General features: G+C 43.1%; 23 protein-coding genes and 1 riboswitch. Of the genes, 21 read left to right on the forward strand and 2 right to left on the reverse strand.

The genetic code is table 11. From position 1 onward, the window contains the following. Nucleotides 1-31 precede the first annotated feature (31 nt). From N475_RS01800 to ung, 21 genes are all read left to right on the forward strand, one after another. Entirely contained in the window at nucleotides 32-613 is a 582-nt protein-coding gene (locus N475_RS01800; protein ID WP_063359359.1) for an alpha-ketoglutarate-dependent dioxygenase AlkB family protein, read from the forward strand. A 65-nt stretch (nucleotides 614-678) separates the two neighbouring features. Next, a complete protein-coding gene (locus N475_RS01805) occupies nucleotides 679-993 on the forward strand; it encodes a BolA family protein (RefSeq protein ID WP_063359358.1) in 315 nt (104 codons plus the stop codon). A 140-nt stretch (nucleotides 994-1,133) separates the two neighbouring features. Next, entirely contained in the window at nucleotides 1,134-2,324 is a 1,191-nt protein-coding gene (gene fabV / locus N475_RS01810) for an enoyl-ACP reductase FabV (RefSeq protein WP_063359357.1), read from the forward strand. 368 nt (nucleotides 2,325-2,692) lie between these two features. Further along, the gene (locus N475_RS01815) at nucleotides 2,693-4,036 is read left to right on the forward strand and encodes a Na(+)-translocating NADH-quinone reductase subunit A (protein ID WP_063359457.1); all 1,344 of its coding nucleotides are present in this window, start codon (nucleotides 2,693-2,695) and stop codon (nucleotides 4,034-4,036) included. Between the two features lie 2 nt (nucleotides 4,037-4,038). Then, nucleotides 4,039-5,238 (forward strand): NADH:ubiquinone reductase (Na(+)-transporting) subunit B, encoded by a 1,200-nt coding sequence (locus N475_RS01820; RefSeq protein WP_063359356.1) that lies wholly within the window; start codon nucleotides 4,039-4,041, stop codon nucleotides 5,236-5,238. Further along, entirely contained in the window at nucleotides 5,231-5,977 is a 747-nt protein-coding gene (locus N475_RS01825; RefSeq protein WP_063359355.1) for a Na(+)-translocating NADH-quinone reductase subunit C, read from the forward strand. Before N475_RS01820 ends, N475_RS01825 begins: the two co-directional genes overlap by 8 nt. Next, nucleotides 5,977-6,609, forward strand: coding sequence for an NADH:ubiquinone reductase (Na(+)-transporting) subunit D (locus N475_RS01830; RefSeq protein ID WP_063359354.1), 633 nt, complete (start codon nucleotides 5,977-5,979; stop codon nucleotides 6,607-6,609). Before N475_RS01825 ends, N475_RS01830 begins: the two co-directional genes overlap by 1 nt. A 10-nt stretch (nucleotides 6,610-6,619) precedes the next feature. Next, complete coding sequence (gene nqrE, locus N475_RS01835) at nucleotides 6,620-7,228, forward strand: NADH:ubiquinone reductase (Na(+)-transporting) subunit E (RefSeq protein ID WP_063359353.1); 609 nt, start codon at nucleotides 6,620-6,622, stop codon at nucleotides 7,226-7,228. A gap of 19 nt (nucleotides 7,229-7,247) precedes the next feature. Further along, nucleotides 7,248-8,474, forward strand: a complete 1,227-nt coding sequence (nqrF, locus tag N475_RS01840) for an NADH:ubiquinone reductase (Na(+)-transporting) subunit F (protein WP_063359352.1) — start codon at nucleotides 7,248-7,250, stop codon at nucleotides 8,472-8,474. A 98-nt stretch (nucleotides 8,475-8,572) separates the two neighbouring features. Further along, nucleotides 8,573-9,601 (forward strand): FAD:protein FMN transferase, encoded by a 1,029-nt coding sequence (locus N475_RS01845; RefSeq protein ID WP_063359351.1) that lies wholly within the window; start codon nucleotides 8,573-8,575, stop codon nucleotides 9,599-9,601. 134 nt (nucleotides 9,602-9,735) lie between these two features. Next, nucleotides 9,736-9,948, forward strand: a complete 213-nt coding sequence (gene nqrM, locus N475_RS01850; protein ID WP_023399569.1) for a (Na+)-NQR maturation NqrM — start codon at nucleotides 9,736-9,738, stop codon at nucleotides 9,946-9,948. A 54-nt stretch (nucleotides 9,949-10,002) separates the two neighbouring features. Next, nucleotides 10,003-10,602, forward strand: a complete 600-nt coding sequence (locus N475_RS01855; RefSeq protein ID WP_063359350.1) for a histidine phosphatase family protein — start codon at nucleotides 10,003-10,005, stop codon at nucleotides 10,600-10,602. A 15-nt stretch (nucleotides 10,603-10,617) separates the two neighbouring features. Next, nucleotides 10,618-10,747, forward strand: a riboswitch (cobalamin riboswitch). An 83-nt stretch (nucleotides 10,748-10,830) separates the two neighbouring features. Beyond that, nucleotides 10,831-11,664: an ABC transporter ATP-binding protein gene (locus N475_RS01860; RefSeq protein WP_063359349.1), complete on the forward strand. Its 834-nt coding sequence runs from the start codon at nucleotides 10,831-10,833 to the stop codon at nucleotides 11,662-11,664. After that, nucleotides 11,655-12,647, forward strand: a complete 993-nt coding sequence (locus tag N475_RS01865) for a FecCD family ABC transporter permease (RefSeq protein WP_063359348.1) — start codon at nucleotides 11,655-11,657, stop codon at nucleotides 12,645-12,647. The genes N475_RS01860 and N475_RS01865 overlap by 10 nt, the downstream gene beginning before the upstream one ends. 15 nt (nucleotides 12,648-12,662) lie before the next feature. Further along, complete coding sequence (cobT, locus tag N475_RS01870) at nucleotides 12,663-13,718, forward strand: nicotinate-nucleotide--dimethylbenzimidazole phosphoribosyltransferase (RefSeq protein ID WP_063364577.1); 1,056 nt, start codon at nucleotides 12,663-12,665, stop codon at nucleotides 13,716-13,718. A 1-nt stretch (nucleotide 13,719) separates the two neighbouring features. Continuing rightward, complete coding sequence (locus tag N475_RS01875) at nucleotides 13,720-14,496, forward strand: adenosylcobinamide-GDP ribazoletransferase (RefSeq protein ID WP_063364578.1); 777 nt, start codon at nucleotides 13,720-13,722, stop codon at nucleotides 14,494-14,496. A gap of 8 nt (nucleotides 14,497-14,504) precedes the next feature. After that, nucleotides 14,505-15,026, forward strand: coding sequence for a bifunctional adenosylcobinamide kinase/adenosylcobinamide-phosphate guanylyltransferase (cobU, locus tag N475_RS01880; RefSeq protein WP_319609841.1), 522 nt, complete (start codon nucleotides 14,505-14,507; stop codon nucleotides 15,024-15,026). 9 nt (nucleotides 15,027-15,035) lie between these two features. After that, the gene (locus N475_RS01885; protein WP_063364579.1) at nucleotides 15,036-16,505 is read left to right on the forward strand and encodes a cobyric acid synthase; all 1,470 of its coding nucleotides are present in this window, start codon (nucleotides 15,036-15,038) and stop codon (nucleotides 16,503-16,505) included. A 9-nt stretch (nucleotides 16,506-16,514) separates the two neighbouring features. Then, nucleotides 16,515-17,114: a cob(I)yrinic acid a,c-diamide adenosyltransferase gene (cobO, locus tag N475_RS01890; protein ID WP_063359343.1), complete on the forward strand. Its 600-nt coding sequence runs from the start codon at nucleotides 16,515-16,517 to the stop codon at nucleotides 17,112-17,114. Then, complete coding sequence (locus tag N475_RS01895; protein WP_063364580.1) at nucleotides 17,114-17,968, forward strand: cobalamin-binding protein; 855 nt, start codon at nucleotides 17,114-17,116, stop codon at nucleotides 17,966-17,968. Before cobO ends, N475_RS01895 begins: the two co-directional genes overlap by 1 nt. Continuing rightward, nucleotides 17,965-18,624: a uracil-DNA glycosylase gene (ung, locus tag N475_RS01900; protein WP_063364581.1), complete on the forward strand. Its 660-nt coding sequence runs from the start codon at nucleotides 17,965-17,967 to the stop codon at nucleotides 18,622-18,624. Before N475_RS01895 ends, ung begins: the two co-directional genes overlap by 4 nt. Before the next feature lie 86 nt (nucleotides 18,625-18,710). On the opposite strand, the gene N475_RS01905 is transcribed toward ung, so the two are convergent. Beyond that, a complete protein-coding gene (locus tag N475_RS01905; RefSeq protein ID WP_039611677.1) occupies nucleotides 18,711-18,902 on the reverse strand; it encodes a DUF3545 family protein in 192 nt (63 codons plus the stop codon). A 462-nt stretch (nucleotides 18,903-19,364) separates the two neighbouring features. Further along, nucleotides 19,365-20,315 carry a transaldolase gene (tal, locus tag N475_RS01910; RefSeq protein ID WP_063359340.1) on the reverse strand — a complete coding sequence of 317 codons (951 nt, stop codon included), beginning with the start codon at nucleotides 20,313-20,315 and terminating at the stop codon, nucleotides 19,365-19,367. Nucleotide 20,316 lies beyond the last annotated feature (1 nt).

Genomic DNA, 20,316 nt, shown 5'->3' on the forward strand with positions numbered 1-20,316 from the left:
TTTTTTCACTAAATTGTGGGTGCATAATAACATGTCAAAGCTGAACAAAGAATGTTTGCCTGAAGGCTTTCACTATTTTCCTAAGGGCATTTCGTTTGATAAAAGTTTAGCGTTATATGAACATTTACGTACACAATTACCTTGGCAACAGCCAGAAATACGTGTTTATGGAAAAATGCACAAAATCCCTCGCTTGCAATGCTTTGTTGCTGATCAGAGTGTCAATTACGGCTATTCGGGCAAGCAGCTCGACAATTGCGGATGGTTACCTGTTTTAAGTGCGATTAGAACACGTTTGCAACGGCAATATGGTCAATCTTTTAATGCACTTTTGCTCAATTGGTATCGAAATGGGCAAGATACGATGGGGTGGCACAGTGATGATGAACAGGAGTTGGGTCATGAGCCAATGATTGTATCCGTTTCTTTGGGAGCATCAAGATTATTTAAGATACGTAACAAAGTGACACGGGAAACCAACTCAATACTGTTAGAGACCGGTAGCTTTTTGGTGATGTCTGGACGCAGTCAGAATGACTTTGAACACAGTTTGCCCAAGCAAGCAAAAGTGTCTCAAGGTCGAATAAACCTTACATTTAGAACAGTTGGTTAATTTAGCCTATCCGCGTATAGTATATGGCAATTTATAAGAACAACTGTGAAAAGGGCACTATTTAGATGTCAATGCAGCAACAAATCCATGCAAAACTTGCCGACGCCATTGCGTGTACGCACCTTGATGTTATTAATGAAAGTCATATGCACAGTCGTGGCACTGAATCACATTTCAAAGTCATCGTCGTCAGCGAAGAATTTGCTGGGTTGCGGCTTTTACCGAGGCATAGACGTATAAATGAAGTGTTAAAGCTCGAGTTGGCAAATGATATTCATGCATTAGCAATTCATGCATACACCCCCGAGGAGTTTGACGAAACAGCGCACCAAGTGCCAGCGTCTCCCAACTGTTTAGGTGGCTCAAAGTTTGATAAATAGCTGATCAGACCTGTATTTGGACGATCAGACATTACACTATAGGCAATTTTTGGCACCCTCTTTGACAAGCTTCATGACTTTAAGTGGTAGAGATGTGCCTTAACTAATTGAAACATATTCAAAATTTAGTAGGAAACAAAATGGTAATTAAGCCGAAGATCCGTGGTTTTATCTGTACCAATGCTCATCCAGCTGGTTGTGCTGCGCATGTTGAAGAGCAAATTGCATACGTAAAGCAGCAAGGTGAATTACAAAATGGACCAAAGAATGTACTGGTTATCGGCGCGTCAACTGGTTATGGTTTAGCTACACGTATTACTGCTGCGTTCGGCTCTGGCGCAAAAACACTGGGCATCTTCTTCGAAAAAGAAGGGACAGAAAAGAAAACAGCTTCAGCAGGTTGGTACAATACTGCGGCTTTCCAAAATGCGGCTGACAAAGCTGGATTATGGTCGAAGAACATCAATGGCGACGCGTTCTCAAATGAACTAAAAGAAAAAGCAGTTGAGACCATCAAAGCAGAGATGGGCAAGGTTGACTTAGTTATCTACAGCTTAGCTTCTCCTCGTCGTACAGATCCAAAGACGGGTGAAACACACAGCTCTGTGCTTAAGCCGATCGGCGAAGCAATTACCACTAAAAACTTAAATACTTCAAAGCGCGTTATTGACGAAGTAAGCGTTGAAGCTGCAAATGAAGATGAAATCGCCAATACGGTAAAAGTGATGGGCGGTGAAGATTGGGAGCTTTGGTTAGAAGCGCTAAAAGAAGCTGATGTATTGGCTGACAACTTCAAAACAACAGCATATACCTATATTGGTAAAGAACTGACATGGCCAATTTATGGTCACGCAACCATTGGTAAAGCGAAAGAAGACTTAGACCGTGCTGCAGAAGCGATTAAAGCATCAACTGCTGCATTGAATGGCGAAGCATACGTGTCTTCTTTGAATGCAGTTGTAACGCAAGCAAGTTCTGCAATCCCAATTATGCCACTATATATTTCAGCACTGTTTAAAGTAACGAAAGAAGACGGTACTTACGAGGGGACAATTGAGCAGATCCATGGCCTATTCAATGAAAACCTATACAGCGACGCGCCACGTTTCGACGAAGGTGGTCACTTGTTCCAAAACTATAAAGAATTGGAAGACGGTGTTCAGGCACGTATTCAGCAAATTTGGGACACAGTAGATACTGATACAATTGACTCGTTAACTGATTACGAAGGTTATCATAACGAATTCTTAAAATTATTTGGTTTTGGCGTAGATGGCGTCGACTATGAAGCCGATGTAAATACTGTTGTTGAAATCAATGGTTTAGTATAATTTTTATACTTTGGGCGAAGCATTCTAGCTTCGCCTTTCAATTTTTCTTTCCCTGATCCAATCACTTCACTTTCTCAATCAATACCACTTTGGTCTATATTGATTTAATCGCAATTAGCTGAACTGAGCTAAAACCATTGTTAAGTCGTATTAATTTGATAATTGTACTCGCATAGTCAGGGCGATTAATGTTAAAATTGCGGAAATATGTGAGGACTATATATCACGGCGCTTATTTTTGGTTGATTTGGCTTTTGTCAAGTCATAGACATGATGAGCGGGTTCTTTGATACCAAAAACTGATGAGATGGCTGCCGTGGTAAGTAAAGATTTTTCAATTTCTTTCCGTTAATGTAATGCAAGTGCGTATGATCAACATAAAAAAAGGTCTGGACTTACCCATAGAGGGCGCACCACAGCAAGCTATTCATGATGGCGCTGCCATCAAACGTGTAGCTGTGCTTGGTGAAGAGTTTATTGGTATGCGTCCAACCATGCATGTTCGCGTGGATGACCAAGTCAAAAAAGGCCAAGTTCTTTTTGAAGACAAAAAGAACCCAGGTGTCAAGTTTACTGCGCCAGCCTCTGGTGTAGTTAAAGAAATCAACCGTGGTGCTAAGCGTGTGCTTCAATCAGTAGTGATTGAGGTACAAGGCAATGAGCAAATCACTTTTGACAAGTTCTCGGCTGCTGATTTAAGCAACCTAGATCGTGAGAAAGTGAAAGAAGTGCTTATTGAATCTGGTCAGTGGCCAGCGCTTCGTGCACGTCCATTTAGCCGTGTAGCAGTGCCTAGTGCAGCTCCGAGCTCAATTTTCGTGACAGCCATCGATACTAACCCATTAGCAGCAGATCCAGCCGTGATCATTGCCGATAACGTGGAAGCGTTTGAAGCCGGTCTAGCCGTTGTGTCTCGTTTAACTGATGGCAAAGTTTTCGTATGTAAGCAGTCAGGTAGTAAAGTACCTAGCTCGTCATTGTCACAAGTTGAAGTTCATGAGTTCGCTGGCGTTCACCCAGCAGGCTTAGTGGGCACTCACATCCACAACTTAGATGCAGTTGGTGCAGACAAGCAGGTTTGGCACTTAGGTTACCAGGACGTTATTGCGTTTGGTAAGCTGTTCCTAACCGGCGAGATCTACACAGACCGAGTTGTTTCTTTAGCAGGTCCTCGCGTAAAGAATCCTCGTTTAGTTAAGACTCAAATTGGTGCGTCGCTAACAGATTTAGTATCAGGTGAAGTTGAAGACGGTGATAACCGAGTCATTTCTGGCTCTGTGTTAGCTGGTAAAACAGCAACCGGCCCTCACGCTTTCCTTGGTCGTTATCACGTACAGGTTTCAGTGCTTCTTGAAGGTCGTGAGAAAGAGTTATTTGGCTGGATTGCGCCAGGTAGCAACAAATTCTCAGTAACACGTACATTCATTTCACACTTAGCACCTAGCCGTTTGTTCAAGATGACAACGTCTACTGGTGGTTCTAAGCGTGCGATGGTGCCAATTGGCAACTATGAGCGTGTTATGCCTTTGGACATCCTACCAACGCTATTACTTCGTGATCTTATCGCAGGCGATTTAGACAGTGCTATCTCACTAGGTGCACTTGAGCTTGATGAAGAAGATTTAGCATTGTGTACCTTCGTATGTCCGGGCAAGTATGATTATGGTTTAATCCTGCGTGATTGCCTGACTACTATTGAGAAGGAAGGTTAAAAATGGCCTTAAAGAAATTTTTAGAAGACATTGAACCTCACTTTGAACCAGGTGGAAAACACGAGAAGTGGTATGCGCTTTATGAAGCAATCGCGACGGTTTTCTATACGCCTGGTTATGTAAACAAAGGCGGCACGCACGTGCGTGACAACATCGACCTAAAACGTATCATGATTTTGGTATGGATGGCGACGTTCCCGGCTATGTTCTTTGGTATGTTCAACATCGGTCACCAAGCAGCAATCGCAATTGGTAACGGTTTTGACATCGCAAACACTTGGCAGGCTGGTATTTTCCAAGCGCTAGGTGGCGAGCTGACAGCGACTTCCGGCTGGGCCGCAAAAATGTTTTATGGTGCGTGTTTCTTCCTACCTATTTACGGAACAGTGTTCATCGTAGGTGGTTTTTGGGAAGTGCTGTTCGCATCAGTGCGTAAGCATGAAGTAAACGAAGGTTTCTTCGTAACTTCAGTTTTATTTGCATTGATCCTGCCTGCAACAATTCCATTATGGCAAGTTGCACTAGGTATCACATTCGGTGTTGTAGTTGCTAAAGAAGTATTCGGTGGTACTGGCCGTAACTTCCTTAACCCTGCACTAGCTGGTCGTGCGTTCCTTTTCTTCGCATACCCAGGTGATATCTCAGGTGACACAGTATGGACAGCAGTAGATTCATTCTCTGGTGCAACATACCTTGGTCAAGCAGCGATTGGTTCATTAGATTACAACAACATGCAGTTGTGGTGGGATGCTTTCTACGGCTTCATCCAAGGTTCAGTAGGTGAAACGTCGACGCTAGCACTTGCAATTGGTGGCTTGTTCTTGATGTATGTTCGTATCGCGTCATGGCGCATCGTACTGGGTACATTCCTAGGTATGGTTGTTATGTCAACGCTATTGAACATGATTGGCTCTGACACGAACGCGACATTTGCTATGCCTTGGCATTGGCACTTAGTACTTGGTGGTTTTGCATTTGGTATGTTCTTTATGGCGACTGACCCAGTTTCTGCGTCTTTCACAGATAAAGGTAAATGGGCATACGGTGCACTAATTGGTGTTATGGTTGTACTTATCCGTGTTGTTAACCCTGCATACCCAGAAGGTATGATGTTAGCAATTCTATTCGCTAACCTATTCGCACCGCTATTCGACCACTTTGTAGTGCAGTCTAATGTGAAGAGGAGATTGGCACGTGTCTAGTAACAATGAAACTATCGGCAAAACGTTAGGCGTTGTTGTTGGTCTATGTTTAGTGTGTGCGATCGTCGTATCTTTTGCGGCAGTACAGTTACGCCCACTACAGCAAGCTAACAAAATTGAAGACGTTCAACGTAACATTCTAGCTGCGGCTGGTTTTAAAGACGTTGAAAACGTTGCACAAAAGTACAATGAAGTCATTGACGCACGCGTTGTTGACTTCAAGTCTGGTGACTTTGTTGAAACAGATCCTAACTCGTTCGACTTCACGATGACTAAGTTCGACGCAGAGCGCAGCTTTGCACTTCCGAAAGAAGATGACTTAGCTGGCGTACTTCGTATGACGCATGAGTCTCCAGTATACCTAGCTAAGAACAGCAATGGTCAGGTTGAATCAGTTATTCTGCCTATCCAAGGTTACGGCCTATGGGGCATCATGTACGGTTTCATCGCACTAGACCTTGATACGAAAACGATTAAAGCAATCAATTTCTATCAGCACAACGAAACTGCGGGTCTTGGTGGCGAAATCCAGAACCCTAAGTGGACAGCTACTTGGGAAGGCAAGCAACTACCTGTAGATATCGTAAAAGGCACAGCTGGTAGCGATGTAAACAAAGTAGATGGAATATCTGGTGCGACACTAACGTCAAACGGTGTTGAGAACACATTCAAGTTCTGGACAGGCGATAAAGCGTTTGGTCCATTCCTAGCGAAAGTACGTGAAGGGGCATTGAACTAATGGCTAATGCAAAAGAAATGAAGGAAGTCTTGTTAGGACCAGTCTTCGCAAACAACCCGATTGCTCTGCAAGTACTGGGTATTTGTTCTGCGCTAGCGGTTACTTCAAGCCTTAAAAATGCACTTATCATGTCACTTGCTTTGACTGTGGTAACTGCGTTCTCAAGTTTATTTATCTCGTTGATCCGTAACCACATTCCGTCAAGTGTACGTATCATCGTTCAAATGACAATTATTGCATCATTGGTAATCGTTGTTGACCAGACACTTCAAGCATTCGTATATGCAACGGCTAAAGAACTAACGGTATTCGTTGGTCTAATCATTACAAACTGTATCGTAATGGGTCGTGCAGAAGCTTATGCAATGAAGTCACCACCGCTTATGTCTTTCTTAGACGGTATTGGTAACGGTCTTGGTTACTCAGTAGTTCTACTTACAATTGGCTTTGTACGTGAGCTATTCGGTGCAGGTGCACTATTTGGTGTTGAAATCCTTCCGCTAGTTTCTGACGGTGGTTGGTACCAGCCAATGGGTCTATTAATTATGCCATTCAGTTCATTCTTCTTAGTTGGTTTCTTCATTTGGGTACTTCGTACTTATAAGAAAGACCAAGTAGAAGCGAAGGCATAAGGGGAGAAAGATGGAACATTATCTTAGCTTATTTGTAAAAGCGGTTTTCATCGAAAACTTAGCGCTATCTTTCTTCTTAGGTATGTGTACATTCCTTGCGGTATCTAAGAAAGTAACAACCTCGTTCGGTCTTGGTGTTGCAGTAATCTTTGTACTAGGTGTAGCTGTGCCGGTAAACAACATTGTTTATCACGCGGTACTGGCACCGGGTGCACTTGAATGGCTTGGTTTCCCAGAGGCTGACTTAAGCTTCTTGAAATTCTTGACTTTCATCGGTGTAATCGCAGCACTTGTACAGATCCTAGAAATGACATTGGACAAGTTTTTCCCTGCGCTATATAACGCGCTTGGTATTTTCTTGCCACTTATCACAGTAAACTGTGCGATTTTCGGTGCGGTAGCATTCATGGTTGAGCGTAACTATAACCTTGGTGAGTCAGTTGTCTTTGGCATCGGCTCAGGTGTGGGTTGGGCGCTTGCAATCGTATTGCTAGCAGGTCTTCGTGAGAAGATGAAGTATGCTGATATCCCAGATGGTCTTCGTGGTTTAGGTATTACCTTCATCACTGTAGGTCTAATGGGCTTTGGCTTCTTGTCATTCTCTGGTATTTCACTTTAATTAGCGAGGAAACTATACGATGGAAACTATTGTATTAGGTGTAAGTATGTTCATCGCTATCGTTGTGATCTTGGTGCTAGTCATCATCGCAGCGAAATCGAAGCTTGTACCAAGCGGTGACATCACAATCGGCATCAACGGCGATGCGGACAAAGCAATTACATCAGCACCAGGTGGTAAGCTACTAGGCTCACTAGCTGATGCCGGTATCTTCATTTCATCAGCATGTGGTGGTGGTGGTTCTTGTGGCCAGTGTCGCGTACATGTTCATTCTGGTGGTGGTGATATCCTTCCAACTGAGCTTGACCACATCACTAAAGGTGAAGCACGTGAAGGTTGTCGTTTAGCATGTCAGGTTGCGGTTAAGACTGACATGGAAATCGAAGTAGAAGATTCTATCTTCGGCGTTAAGAAGTGGGAATGTACTGTTATCTCTAACGATAATAAAGCGACATTCATCAAAGAGCTTAAGCTTGGTATCCCTGAAGGTGAGGTTGTACCTTTCCGTGCAGGTGGTTATATCCAAATTGAAGCACCAGCTCACCACGTTAAGTACGCAGACTTTGATATTCCTGACGAATATCGTGGCGATTGGGAGCGTTTTGGCTTCTTCAATCTTGAGTCTAAAGTTGACGACGAGACGATCCGTGCATACTCAATGGCTAACTACCCAGAAGAGTTCGGTATCATCATGTTGAACGTGCGTATTGCGACTCCGCCGCCAAATAACTTGAGCCTACCATGTGGTAAGATGTCTTCTTACATCTGGTCACTTAAAGAAGGTGATAAGGTAACTATCTCTGGTCCATTCGGTGAATTCTTCGCGAAAGAAACTGATGCAGAAATGGTATTCGTAGGTGGTGGTGCAGGTATGGCACCAATGCGTTCACACATCTTTGACCAACTTAAGCGTCTTAACTCAGACCGTAAGATGTCTTTCTGGTACGGTGCACGTTCTAAGCGTGAGATGTTCTACGTAGAAGACTTCGACGGCCTAGCTGCTGATAACGATAACTTTGAGTGGCACGTAGCACTTTCTGATCCTCAGCCAGAGGATAACTGGGAAGGTTACACGGGCTTCATCCACAACGTATTACTAGAAAACTATCTGAAGGACCACGAAGCGCCTGAAGATTGTGAGTTCTACATGTGTGGTCCTCCAATGATGAACGCGGCTGTTATCAACATGCTGAAAGATCTTGGTGTTGAAGACGAAAACATCCTACTTGATGACTTCGGTGGTTAATTAGGTATTAAATATGATGTTTAATCGTATTTAAAAAGTTTAAACCCCTAGGGTATTCCCTAGGGGTTTTTTTATATGGTGTAAGGACTAAAAAATAGATGCAAAAACTTGGTTATTTCTTCTCTGTTATTTTTTTAGTGTTGTTCTTATCGGCGTGTGGTGAGCAAAATACGCGACAAACCCCCGTTGAAATAAATGGTAAGACAATGGGGACTACCTATAATATCAAGGTCTTTCCTGGCCCTGTCAGTCTAGAAGCTGAACGTTTTAAAAGTGAGGTGGACGAAGCACTTGTTGCAGTAAATCAGTCTATGTCGACGTATATTCCAGATTCTGAAATTAATCGTTTCAATAGACTTGAAGCCAATACAGTGATGCCAATCAGTGCTGATTTTAGAAAGGTAACGGCAGAGTCTATCCGGTTGGGGCAATCGACTCAAACTTTAGATGTGACCATGGGGCCTTTAATTGATTTATGGGGTTTTGGTCCTGACAAACGCCCAACTAAAAGACCTTCACAAAGTGAGATTGAGGCGATGCAAGCCAATATCGGTGTGGATAAGTTGAGTTTGACAAGCGAAGGTTTGTCTAAGTCTCTTAGCCATTTAGAGCTATCCTTTTCTGCAACAGCAAAAGGCTATGGAATTGATAAAGTGGCTGAGCTTATTGAGCGTAAAGGTATTGAAAACTACATGGTAGAAATTGGTGGGGAGCTGCGTATTTCAGGCAACAAACCAGATGCGACACCATGGCGTATTGCTATTGAAAAACCCGATGCTCCTGCAGGGCAGCGTCAAATTCACAGAATTATTGAACCGGGTAAAAACAGTGTTGCGACCTCTGGTGATTACCGCATTTTTTATGAGATGGATGGTGAGGTATTTACGCACCTAATTGATCCTGCAACAGGTAAACCAGTGAAGCATGACTTAGTATCAGTTACTGTGCTCCATCCATCAGCGATGACTGCGGATGGCCTGGCAACCGCGCTTACTGTGATGGGAACAGAGCGTGCTAAGGCTTATGCAGAGCAGTACAAGCTGCCAGTCTATCTGATCAGTAAAACACCGGATGGTCTTAAGACGTATTCGAGCTCAGCATTTGCTCCTTATTTAAATAAAGACTAAAGGAAGCAAATATCATTGCTTTTTGTGTGGTAAATTCATTCAACTTTGTCGGGTTTAGATATATAATGTTGTCAATATACCGTCAGTTACTTGGGATTAACCTGAGTTGGTTCGTTAATTAAGGGGCTTAGCCTATGTCACTTTTTATTCTTACTTTTGGATTACTTGTTTTGATTGCAGCAGCAATGGCTGTGGGCGTAATAGTACAGAAAAAATCAATGGCAAGTAGTTGCGGGGGTCTGGGCTCTATGGGCATTGATAAAATATGTGATTGTGACGACCCATGCGACAAGCGTAAAAAGCGTTTGGCTAAAGAGCAATCTTGGCGAGAGAACCAAATTCTATAATTTGGTTAAGACAAAAACGCAGGCTTGCCTGCGTTTTTTTGTGCGTAAAATTCAATGCTAAAAACGATATTCCTCATAAGGCATACAGAAACCGTAAAGCAAGGCCACCTAATTGGCGCAACTGATGTTTCATTGCCAGCTCAAAGCTTAGAGCGTTTGCTAACACAGATCGCAAAATGTGCGAGTATCAAAAAAATCATTTCCTCTCCACTACAAAGGTGTAGGCAAGCTGCACAGTTATATAGTGACCATCATCAAATTCCCCTTTCGATTGAGCCTAATATTCAAGAAATGAACTTCGGTGATTGGGACGGGCAGTCTTACAATTGGCTATGGGAAAATACTGCTAGCCCGAGTATTGGTGATTTTTGGCATAACCCTTGGCTGCATATTCCACCAAATGGTGAGTCCATGAGTCATTTCGAGAGTCGAGTTACGTTGTGGTGGGATAATATACTGTCAACGCCAAGTGACGATAACATTGTCGCGGTCACTCATGGTGGAGTGATTAAAAAACTATTGGCGTTGGCACTAGCTTTACCGCAAAAAAGCAGCGTACAGTTAAATGGCTTTGAAGTTGGCTATGGATGCATTGTACGAATCTCGATTTATTATGATGATGAAGGAGTTGCATGGCCTAAAGTTGTCTTTTAGACATCTAGACTTCATAATATACTCAATCATTTCAGTGCTGCTTGGGAATGAGGTGAAAATCCTCAGCTGTCCCCGCAACTGTATTCGCAATACTTTCATGAAGTATCGAAGAGCCAGATACCAAGGCTGAAATAAGAACTTAAGCGGGCGCACTTAAGTGACATCACATCAACTTAATGGCAATTACTGTCTGTTTTGTGATTTGTGCGGCCCGAAACAAGAGGATGTATGGTAGCGGCACAAGTTTCGATAAATAACCTCAGTTTGGTTATTCACAATAAACAGATTTTATCTGATATTAGCTTTTCTGTTTTGCCAGGTCAGTTTATTGGCCTGATCGGTCCGAATGGAGCCGGAAAGTCTTCTCTTTTAAGATGTCTTTATCGTTATCAAACGCCTCAGGCTGGCAATATACAAATCGATGAAAAGGAAATCAGCCAGTTTAGCCGACAAACATACGCAAAAAAAGTTGCTGCGGTACTACAAGAGATCCCCAGTCAATTTAACTTAGCCGTTTTCGATGTTGTTGCAATGGGGCTGACACCCCACAAACGCTTGTTTTCAAGTGTCTCGTTGAGAGATCGTCAGGCTATTCAAGAGGCGTTGAAAAAAGTGGGGTTAGCGCACAAGTATCAACAACCCTATGAGTCTTTATCCGGTGGAGAGAAGCAACGCGTTATGATTGCGAGAGCTATCGTGCAACGCCCTAGTCTGCTATTAATGGATGAGCCAACGAGCCATTTAGATGTTAAATACCAAATTGAAATTATGGCGTTGGCAAAATCTCTCGGTATTACCGTGATTGCGTCTTTTCATGACTTAAATCTCGCATCTGCATTGTGCGACTCCATCATAGTGCTCAATGAAGGTAGCCTAGTCGCAAATGGTGCGCCCAAAAACGTCGTAACTACCAATATGCTGTTGGAAGTGTTTGGCGTAAAGGCAGAAGTGATATTGCAAACATCACCTCATGGAGCGTCTGTTCCTTATATTCGTTACCAATATCAACTCACAGTTATGGATCTGAACGATCAGGCATCTAGGGGGCGAGAGTGCGAGTAGCTGCAAGCAGTGTTTTAGTTTTAGCCTGCCTATTTAGTTTTATCAGCGCCCTCAGTATCGGGGCTATTAATGTAGATTTTTACGATGTGTGGTTGGCTTTATGGTCGTATGATAATACCCAGCTAACGCAAAAGATCATCATTGAACTAAGATTACCCCGCACTGTTCTGGCATTTCTAGCCGGGGCAGGTTTAGCAACGGCAGGCTTGATTTTACAAACAGTGACGCGTAACCCTTTGGCCGATCCTTATTTATTTGGCATTTCTTCTGGCGCCTCCTTTGGCGTGGTACTTTTGATTACTTTATTTGGGATGCAAAGTGGTTTGGCTATGTCTGGTGCTGCACTGTTAGGGAGTATATGTGCGATGAGCCTATTGCTGTTGATTGCATATCATAAAGGCACCGCGCAAATTGAAAATATGCTGTTAGCCGGCGTCGCTCTATCATTTTTGTTCAATGCCTTTACTAGTTTACTTTTGTATTGGAGTGACCCTCAAGCAATTACAGCAATTATTTTCTGGAGCTTAGGGAGCTTTAGCCGAGCAGATTGGGCATGGATATGGCTGCCATCCGCAGTTGTCATTTTAGGAATATTAAGCGTGATTTGCTTTCGCCGTCATCTCAATGCGCTTCTGCTTGGTGACGAAAGTGCCGTTACACTGGGTGTTAATGTTCATAAACTGCGTTTAGGTATGCTATTAGTGAGCTCTTTATTAACAGCGGTGTTGGTTGCAGCATGCGGTGGCGTTGGTTTTGTTGGTCTAATGATCCCCCACATTGTGCGCTTTTTTATCTCTCAAGCAAGGGTCTTAGGTATGTTAGCGACCGCATTAAGTGGTGGCTTATTTATGCTTTGGGTTGATGTACTAGCTCGAAGTTTAATTGACAATCAAGAGCTGCCTATTGGGGTTATCACAGCCGCCATCGGTAGCGTATTTTTCCTTTCTCTATTGATGTTTAAAAAGCGCTCTACGAGCATCTAATTATTGGATACTTCGATGATACAAACTTTAGACCTAAAGCACTGTTTACGTATACGACAGAAGCTTGATATGAAGACTAAACCGCTTGGTTCATTGGGTAAGCTGGAGACACTCGCTAATCAACTCGTGTTAATTTTATCACAGGGCATGTCTGACGAAGAGTTGGAAAAAGCAAAGTTTACAATCATTAACCCTAGTATAAGCGTGTTTGCAGGAGATCATGGCATTGCTGGAGAAGGGGTCTCAATTGCGCCCAGCGAAGTAACTGGCCAGATGGTTGCAAACTTCGCGCAAGGGGGCGCAGCGATTTGTGTGTTGGCACGCCAATTTGGCTGGCGTCTAAATGTGGTTGATTGTGGAATATTGGTTCCTTCAAATAATACCAGTGTGATTAATTGCCGGCTTGGCGAGTCTACAGCTGCATTTCATCAACAAGCTGCTATGACACACGACCAACTAGACAAGGGGCTCGCGAATGCTGGGGAGCTGGTACAGAGAGAGTTAAGTCAAGGTTGCAATCTTTTTGCTTTTGGGGAAATGGGCATAGGCAATACCACATCTGCGGCGGCTATTTTTTCAGCTCTAAGTGGAGTTACACCGGAATTGGCAGTTGGTAAAGGTACGGGTGTGAGTGATGAGGTAGTTGACAAAAAGCGGTTGTTAGTCGAGCAAGCATTGAATTTACACCAATTGTCTTCCAATAAACCTCTAGAGGTTTTGCAATGTTTAGGTGGATTTGAAATCGTCCATATTGTGGGGGCAATGCTTGCTGTTGCAAGTGCAAAAAAAATCATAGTGGTAGACGGATTTATTGCAACAGCTGCCGCGATGGTAGCCATAAAAATAGCCCCAAGTAGCAAAGACTATATGGTATTTGCGCACTGCTCAAACGAGCAAGGACATCAGAAAATGCTGGAGTGGTTAGGTGTTGACCCATTACTACACTTAGAAATGCGACTGGGTGAAGGAAGCGGGGCTGCACTTGCGCTTCCCATTATTCATAGTGCGTTAGCCATTTACAATGACATGGCCAGCTTTGAAGAAGCAGAAGTCACTCAGGTCGTTAAATAGCATGTCCCAATTCGCTTTATTCAAGCTGGCCGCGATTTTTTTGACTCGAGTGCCGATTCAACTGCGTGGACACGTAAGTGATGAAGATATAAACCTATCTAGTCGCTACTTTGCATTGGTTGGCTTATGTATTGGTTTGTGTATGGCTCTTGTGCTCTGGTTGATGTCACTGTGTATCCCTTTTAGTGTCGCCATTGTATTTACTTTAGGGCTGGGGTTAATCATTACTGGTGCATTCCACGAAGATGGTTTTGCAGATACTTGGGACGGCTTTGGTGGCGGTTGGAGCAAACAACAAAAGCTGGACATCATGAAGGATAGCCGAATTGGAACGTATGGTGGTGTAGCGTTAATCATTCTAATGTTGAGTAAATACCAACTGTTGCTTGCACTAAGCACAAATATCTCCGTTTTGCTGTTTAGTGTAGTGATTGCACAGACTCTGAGTCGCATGACGGCAACGAGTTTGATTGGCAAATTGCCATATGTCCAACTGGACGCACAAAGCAAAGTTAAGCCTGTGGCTAAAAGTTTAAAATCATCCAGCAGAATTATTTTATATACAACTGGGCTCATAACTTCTCTGGCTGGGTTCTATTTAGTGGGTTTCTCCGTTTGGCATATGTTGGGTTTAGTGCTAACTCTATGGCTCACTCGATGGGTGTGCCAGCAATGGTTTGCTCGCCAGCTTGGTGGCTATACTGGTGATTGCCTGGGGGCGGCTCAACAAATCTGTGAAATTACAATTTATACTTTTTGTATCGTGAGTTTGTTATGACAGGGCGAGTGAATTTAATAATAGGCGGAGCACGGTCCGGAAAAAGCGCATTAGCAGAAAGTCGAGCCGAGCAATGGCTATCCGAGGGGCGTGTAAATGAGTTGATTTATATTGCCACTGCACAGAGCAAAGACGATGAAATGGCAGCTCGAATTGCGCACCACAAAGCGACGAGATCTCCTTTGTGGCAAGTTCGAGAAGCTCCTTGGGAAATTGCAGACATCATTGCGCAGCTTACATCTCAGCAATGTGCACTCATAGATTGTCTGACTCTTTGGCTAACTTTTGGTTTGTGTGAAGTGACCGAGCGGGAATTTTTTAGCAATAAACAGCGCTTGCTAGACGTATTAAAGGCAACCAAAGGTAGTGTCATATTGGTTAGCAATGAAGTGGGACATGGCATTGTACCTATGGGCGCACTGAGTCGTCGCTTTGTTGATGAATCTGGATGGTTAAATCAAGACATTGCAGCTATTGCTAATAGTGTTGATTTCGTTATGGCTGGGTTACCACTTAATTTAAAAAAGTGAAGAAAGAAAATGAAAACATTGATGGTGCAGGGCACAACATCGGATGCGGGTAAAAGTACACTTGTTGCCGGGCTTTGTCGTGTAGCAGTTCGTAAAGGCATCAAAGTGGCGCCATTTAAACCGCAAAATATGGCACTCAATAGCGCGGTTACGCCTTGTGGTGGAGAGATCGGCCGAGCGCAGGCACTGCAAGCTGTGGCTGCGAATGTGCCCTTGAGTGTAGATTTCAACCCTATTCTACTAAAGCCTAATACTGATACCGGCGCTCAAGTGATTGTGCATGGTAAAGCGCTGAGCAATATGGAAGCGGGTAAATACCATGATTACAAAGCTGTGGCTATGGATGCGGTGATTGAGTCTCACCAACGCTTAGCTAAGCAATTTGAGTATTGTATGGTGGAAGGAGCTGGCAGCCCTGCTGAAATAAACTTACGAGCAAACGATATCGCCAATATGGGGTTCGCTTGTAAAATATCGTGTCCGGTGATCATTATTGCTGATATTGATAAAGGCGGTGTGTTTGCCCATTTGGTCGGTACTTTGGCGTTGTTAAGTGAAGAAGAACAAGCTTTGGTAAAAGGGTTTGTTATTAACCGTTTTCGTGGAGATATTGGCTTACTACAGTCTGGCTTGGATTGGTTAGAAGATTATACCGGTAAACCTGTATTGGGTGTTTTACCTTACCTACACGATTTAGCTCTGGATGCAGAAGATGCGATTACCGTGGCTAATCGCACTGAGAATGTGAGTTTACGCGTCGCTGTTTTATTGCTTCCGCACATTAGTAATCATACTGATTTTGACAGTCTAAGGCTTAACCCAAATGTCGATCTTAAATACGTGCGCCATGGTGAAAGGATTGGTCAGGTTGATCTGATCATCATCCCTGGTAGTAAAAATGTCATCAATGATCTCGCATTCTTAAGGTCAGAGTCGTGGGACAAAGAAATCAATCAACACCTAAGATATCAAGGTAAAGTACTGGGCATTTGCGGTGGTTTGCAAATGTTAGGAACAGACATTGTTGACCCTCTGCACATTGAGTCAACTACTGAAAGTACTGCCGGATTAAACTTAGCGGAGTTTAGTACGCAACTGAGCGAAACTAAGCAACTGACGAATGTATCTGGTGAATGTTTATTGGGTGACGTACGGGTCGACATATATGGCTATGAAATTCATTGTGGTGTGACTTCAGGCCCAGCATTGAGTCGGCCTTTCCTTGAGTTTTCAAACCATCCATTGGGAACGTCGTTTGATGGCTTTATTTCAGACGACAATTTAATTGCAGGTACGTACTTACATGGCTTATTTGATAACCCAATAGCGAGTTCGACAATATTAAAATGGGCGAGCCATGGTAGTTTTGAGTATCAAGGGTTTGATTTAGATGCACACAGAGAAGAACAACTAGATAAACTGGCTGATATGTGTGAGCAACACTTAGATATTGAAAAGATTTTCGCATTAGATGTATAGGAGTCAAGCATGACAGAAAAAAACCAAGAAAAGCACAAAGCTAGGCAACAAAAAGTTAAAGAAAACGTAGATCAAAAAGTAGCACAGGCGAATATTGAACAAGGCATTTTTCAGGTAATAACTGGTAATGGTAAGGGCAAGTCTACGTCTGGATTCGGAACTGTGGCACGCTGTGTTGGGCATGGTATGAAGGCCGCGGTTGTGCAGTTTATTAAAGGTAATTGGGAATGTGGAGAACGAAACTTGCTGGAGAAGGCCGGGGTGCCGTTTGCTGTAATGAAAACCGGATTTACGTGGGAAACACAAAACCGAGAGACCGACACTCAGGCTGCACAGGCAACTTGGCTACATGCGAAGGAGTGGCTAAAGGATGAGAGTATCGACTTGATCCTCTTAGATGAGCTGACGTATATGGTGAGCTATGATTACCTTGATTTAGATGAGGTAATTGAGGCGATTGAGAATCGTCCTAAAATGCAATCAGTGATCATTACTGGGCGTGGTGCGCACCGCAGGCTGACTGAATTAGCAGACACCGTCAGCGAAGTGAAGAATATTAAGCATGCTTTTGAAGCGGGTGTCAAAGCACAAAAAGGTTTTGATTTCTAATGCTTTCTAAATTTACGACGTTATGCATGCTGCTGATTGCCAGTTCTTTTGTGCATGCTCAGCAAAAGAAAACGCCTGAACGCATCATTGCATTAGCGCCTCACATTGTGGAAAATCTTTATTCTATTGGCGCGGGAGAGCGTATTGTAGGCACCGTTGAGCACGCTGATTATCCTATCGCAGCAAAAGAGATTCCAAGAATCGGCGGTTTTCATGGTCTTCAATTTGAGAAGTTATTAGCATTAAACCCAGACTTAGTTATTGCATGGAAAAGTGGTAACAAAGAAACAGACATTGAAAAGCTTAAAGCGCTTGGGATCCCGGTCGTATATAGTGTTGCCAAGGATATCAAGCAAGTGCCGAAAGAGTTGTTGAAATTAGGTAAATTGACAGGCCTTGAGTCACAAGCGAAAAAGCAGGCTGATAAGTTTAACGAAGATTACAATAGCATTGTTGCGCGATATAAGAACAAAGCACCACTAGATGTGTTTTATCAATTATGGCCTTCACCGTTAATGACCATTAATGGTAAAACGTGGATCCATCAAACGCTTGCAATTTGTGGAGTTAGAAATGTATTTGCAGATGCCACCACTGAATATCCGCAAATCAGCCTTGAAAATGTCATTGCTAAACACCCTCAGGTAATTGTAATTCCAAACGAACGGGCCGCAGAAGAACCTCAGAAGGTGAATTGGCAACTATGGCCTGAAGTCCCTGCAGTAAAACATCAACAATACATTGAAGTGAATGCAGACCTTTTACATCGCTTTAGCACCAGAATGCTAACAGGCGTCAAGGATATGTGTGGTAAACTGCATGCTTCTAGAACTTATTATGGAAAAAGGCAATGACAACATGGCGAGATCTGCTTGGAGCTGAGAAGCAGCAGGCTTACTTTCAAGACACGATGAATTATGTTGCGCAACGTCGTGCCCAAGGGGTGACCGTTTACCCACCTGAAGACAAGGTGTTTGAGGCATTTAAAGCGACTGAGTTGGCGCAAGTTAAAGTAGTGATCTTGGGTCAAGACCCATATCATGGACCGGATCAAGCGCATGGTTTGTGTTTTTCCGTTTTGCCTGGTGTAAAAGCACCACCTTCTTTGGCAAACATGTATAAAGAGCTCGCACAAGATATACCAGGATTTGAAATACCCAACCATGGTTATCTTTTGTCATGGGCGGAGCAGGGGGTGTTGTTGTTAAATACGGTATTGACTGTTGAACAAGGTCAAGCTCATTCTCACAAACACCTTGGGTGGGAACACTTTACTGATGTGGTGATAGATAAAATTAATACTCACTGTGAGGGGGTGGTCTTTCTGTTATGGGGCTCCCATGCTCAGAAAAAGGGTAAAGCGATAGACGCATCCCGCCACCATGTGTTGCGTGCACCACATCCTTCTCCATTATCAGCACATCGAGGATTTTTTGGTTGCAAACACTTTTCGCAAGCAAACGACCTACTGCAATCAATGGGTAAATCCCCTATTAATTGGCAGGTTTAAACCAGATATTACTGATATGTATAATCAAACAGCATATCAGTAACGGATTGCAGATAAACAAAAAGGCTCAGTATTGAGCCTTTTTGTTATATGAAGTCGAGTTCGTCTAGGTCGACACTGTCTGCAAATATATCCAGTTCTTCTAGTTCCTTGCGAAGGCGTTGTCTGTCTTTAAGCGCTTCAATTTCACGCCATTTTCGTTTTTTCCCCTTCGAAGAGGCTCTTTTCTTTGGTTCAGGACTTTCTACTACTTCAATCATATCGTCTAGGCTATCCATGAATATCTCCTATTGATGTACTAACCTCAAAACATGTGCTTTAGCATTACCCCAACTTGCATGAAAAACACACTTCGAGTAATGCTGGTATATCACAGACAGTAGAAAAATAAAACACTAATATGTATTTAAAGTGAAAACAAAGTGACACTTTGATGACATTGTAAATCTACTTGGGAGGATGAATGAAGTTACTTATCTGATTAAAATTAGCGCATGGATATCGCTTGAAAAAGTCAAAAATCAGATATATTGTATTGATTTTAAAGTGTTTCTGATAAAGGAAAGCACGTACAGATAAGGCCTCTATGTGCTGGGCTTTGAATGGCAATGTTCAAGAAGAAAAACGAAAAAGTATAGTTTGTAAACGATTATGAAAATCCGCAGTAAATTTTCATTTTTACGATAAAATAACACAGAGCCGGAGCACAATTACACTGGCTCTGTGTGGGCCAAAGTCGATTATAGTGACTTCACTTCTGACTCAAGTATTTCTTGAGCATGTGCAAACGCACGGATACCTTCAGCTAGCTTTTCAGTTGCCATTGCATCTTGATTGTGCAACCAGCGGAATTCACTTTCAGTGAGCGGAGCAGGCTTTTCAGCAACTGAATCGTTGTATTCTAGTAAGTACTCTTCACTTGCTGGTAATTCACCAAGCTCTTCAAGTAGTGCAGGGCTAATGGTCAGCTTATCACACCCTGTTAGAGCAACAATTTCGCCGGTATTACGGAAGCTTGCACCCATTACAACGGTCTTATAGCCGTGCTGCTTATAGAAGTCATAGATAGTACGTACTGATTGTACACCTGGATCATCAAGTGGATCTGTTGGCTTATCAACCCCATTAGCAACGTGCCAATCAAGAATACGGCCAACAAACGGGGAAATCAAAAATACATTAGCATCTGCACATGCACGAGCCTGTGCTTGGCTGAATAGTAGTGTTAAGTTACATTTAACACCTTGCTTTTCAAGCTCTTCTGCTGCTTTGATACCTTCCCAAGTAGACGCAATCTTGATTAAAATTTTGTCTTTGCTAACACCTTGCTCAGCATAGAGTGCAAGCAATTGCTGCGCTTTTGCAATCGTTGCCTGCGTATCAAAAGATAAGCGCGCGTCAACTTCTGTTGAAATGTAGCCAGGTACGATATTGGCAATTTCTTTTCCGATCAATACCGCGAAATAATCACATGCCAGCTCAACTTGCTTCTGCTCATCTTGCTCCTGTGATTTTGCGTAATCTAAAGCCTGTTTAAGAAACGGCTGATAGGCAGGCGTTTGAGCTGCTTTTAATAAAAGTGACGGGTTAGTCGTTGCGTCTTCCGGTTGATGTTTACGGATCGCTTCGATGTCGCCAGTATCGGCAACAATCGATGAATGCTGTTTTAGCCTATCTAATGCTGAAGTCATG

This window comes from Pseudoalteromonas luteoviolacea DSM 6061 (assembly GCF_001625655.1).
Taxonomy (GTDB): domain Bacteria; phylum Pseudomonadota; class Gammaproteobacteria; order Enterobacterales; family Alteromonadaceae; genus Pseudoalteromonas; species Pseudoalteromonas luteoviolacea.

Coding starts and splice junctions, on each gene's coding strand:
- tal (WP_063359340.1), bottom strand. CDS start 20,315: ATGACTTCAGCATTAGATAGGCTAAAACAGCATTCATCGATTGTTGCC.
- nqrM (WP_023399569.1), top strand. CDS start 9,736: ATGTCACTTTTTATTCTTACTTTTGGATTACTTGTTTTGATTGCAGCA.
- N475_RS01830 (WP_063359354.1), top strand. CDS start 5,977: ATGGCTAATGCAAAAGAAATGAAGGAAGTCTTGTTAGGACCAGTCTTC.
- N475_RS01895 (WP_063364580.1), top strand. CDS start 17,114: ATGCTTTCTAAATTTACGACGTTATGCATGCTGCTGATTGCCAGTTCT.
- N475_RS01815 (WP_063359457.1), top strand. CDS start 2,693: ATGATCAACATAAAAAAAGGTCTGGACTTACCCATAGAGGGCGCACCA.
- cobO (WP_063359343.1), top strand. CDS start 16,515: ATGACAGAAAAAAACCAAGAAAAGCACAAAGCTAGGCAACAAAAAGTT.
- nqrE (WP_063359353.1), top strand. CDS start 6,620: ATGGAACATTATCTTAGCTTATTTGTAAAAGCGGTTTTCATCGAAAAC.
- cobT (WP_063364577.1), top strand. CDS start 12,663: ATGATACAAACTTTAGACCTAAAGCACTGTTTACGTATACGACAGAAG.
- N475_RS01905 (WP_039611677.1), bottom strand. CDS start 18,902: ATGGATAGCCTAGACGATATGATTGAAGTAGTAGAAAGTCCTGAACCA.
- N475_RS01800 (WP_063359359.1), top strand. CDS start 32: ATGTCAAAGCTGAACAAAGAATGTTTGCCTGAAGGCTTTCACTATTTT.
- N475_RS01820 (WP_063359356.1), top strand. CDS start 4,039: ATGGCCTTAAAGAAATTTTTAGAAGACATTGAACCTCACTTTGAACCA.
- N475_RS01875 (WP_063364578.1), top strand. CDS start 13,720: ATGTCCCAATTCGCTTTATTCAAGCTGGCCGCGATTTTTTTGACTCGA.
- N475_RS01860 (WP_063359349.1), top strand. CDS start 10,831: ATGGTAGCGGCACAAGTTTCGATAAATAACCTCAGTTTGGTTATTCAC.
- N475_RS01845 (WP_063359351.1), top strand. CDS start 8,573: ATGCAAAAACTTGGTTATTTCTTCTCTGTTATTTTTTTAGTGTTGTTC.
- nqrF (WP_063359352.1), top strand. CDS start 7,248: ATGGAAACTATTGTATTAGGTGTAAGTATGTTCATCGCTATCGTTGTG.
- N475_RS01805 (WP_063359358.1), top strand. CDS start 679: ATGTCAATGCAGCAACAAATCCATGCAAAACTTGCCGACGCCATTGCG.
- fabV (WP_063359357.1), top strand. CDS start 1,134: ATGGTAATTAAGCCGAAGATCCGTGGTTTTATCTGTACCAATGCTCAT.
- N475_RS01855 (WP_063359350.1), top strand. CDS start 10,003: ATGCTAAAAACGATATTCCTCATAAGGCATACAGAAACCGTAAAGCAA.
- N475_RS01885 (WP_063364579.1), top strand. CDS start 15,036: ATGAAAACATTGATGGTGCAGGGCACAACATCGGATGCGGGTAAAAGT.
- ung (WP_063364581.1), top strand. CDS start 17,965: ATGACAACATGGCGAGATCTGCTTGGAGCTGAGAAGCAGCAGGCTTAC.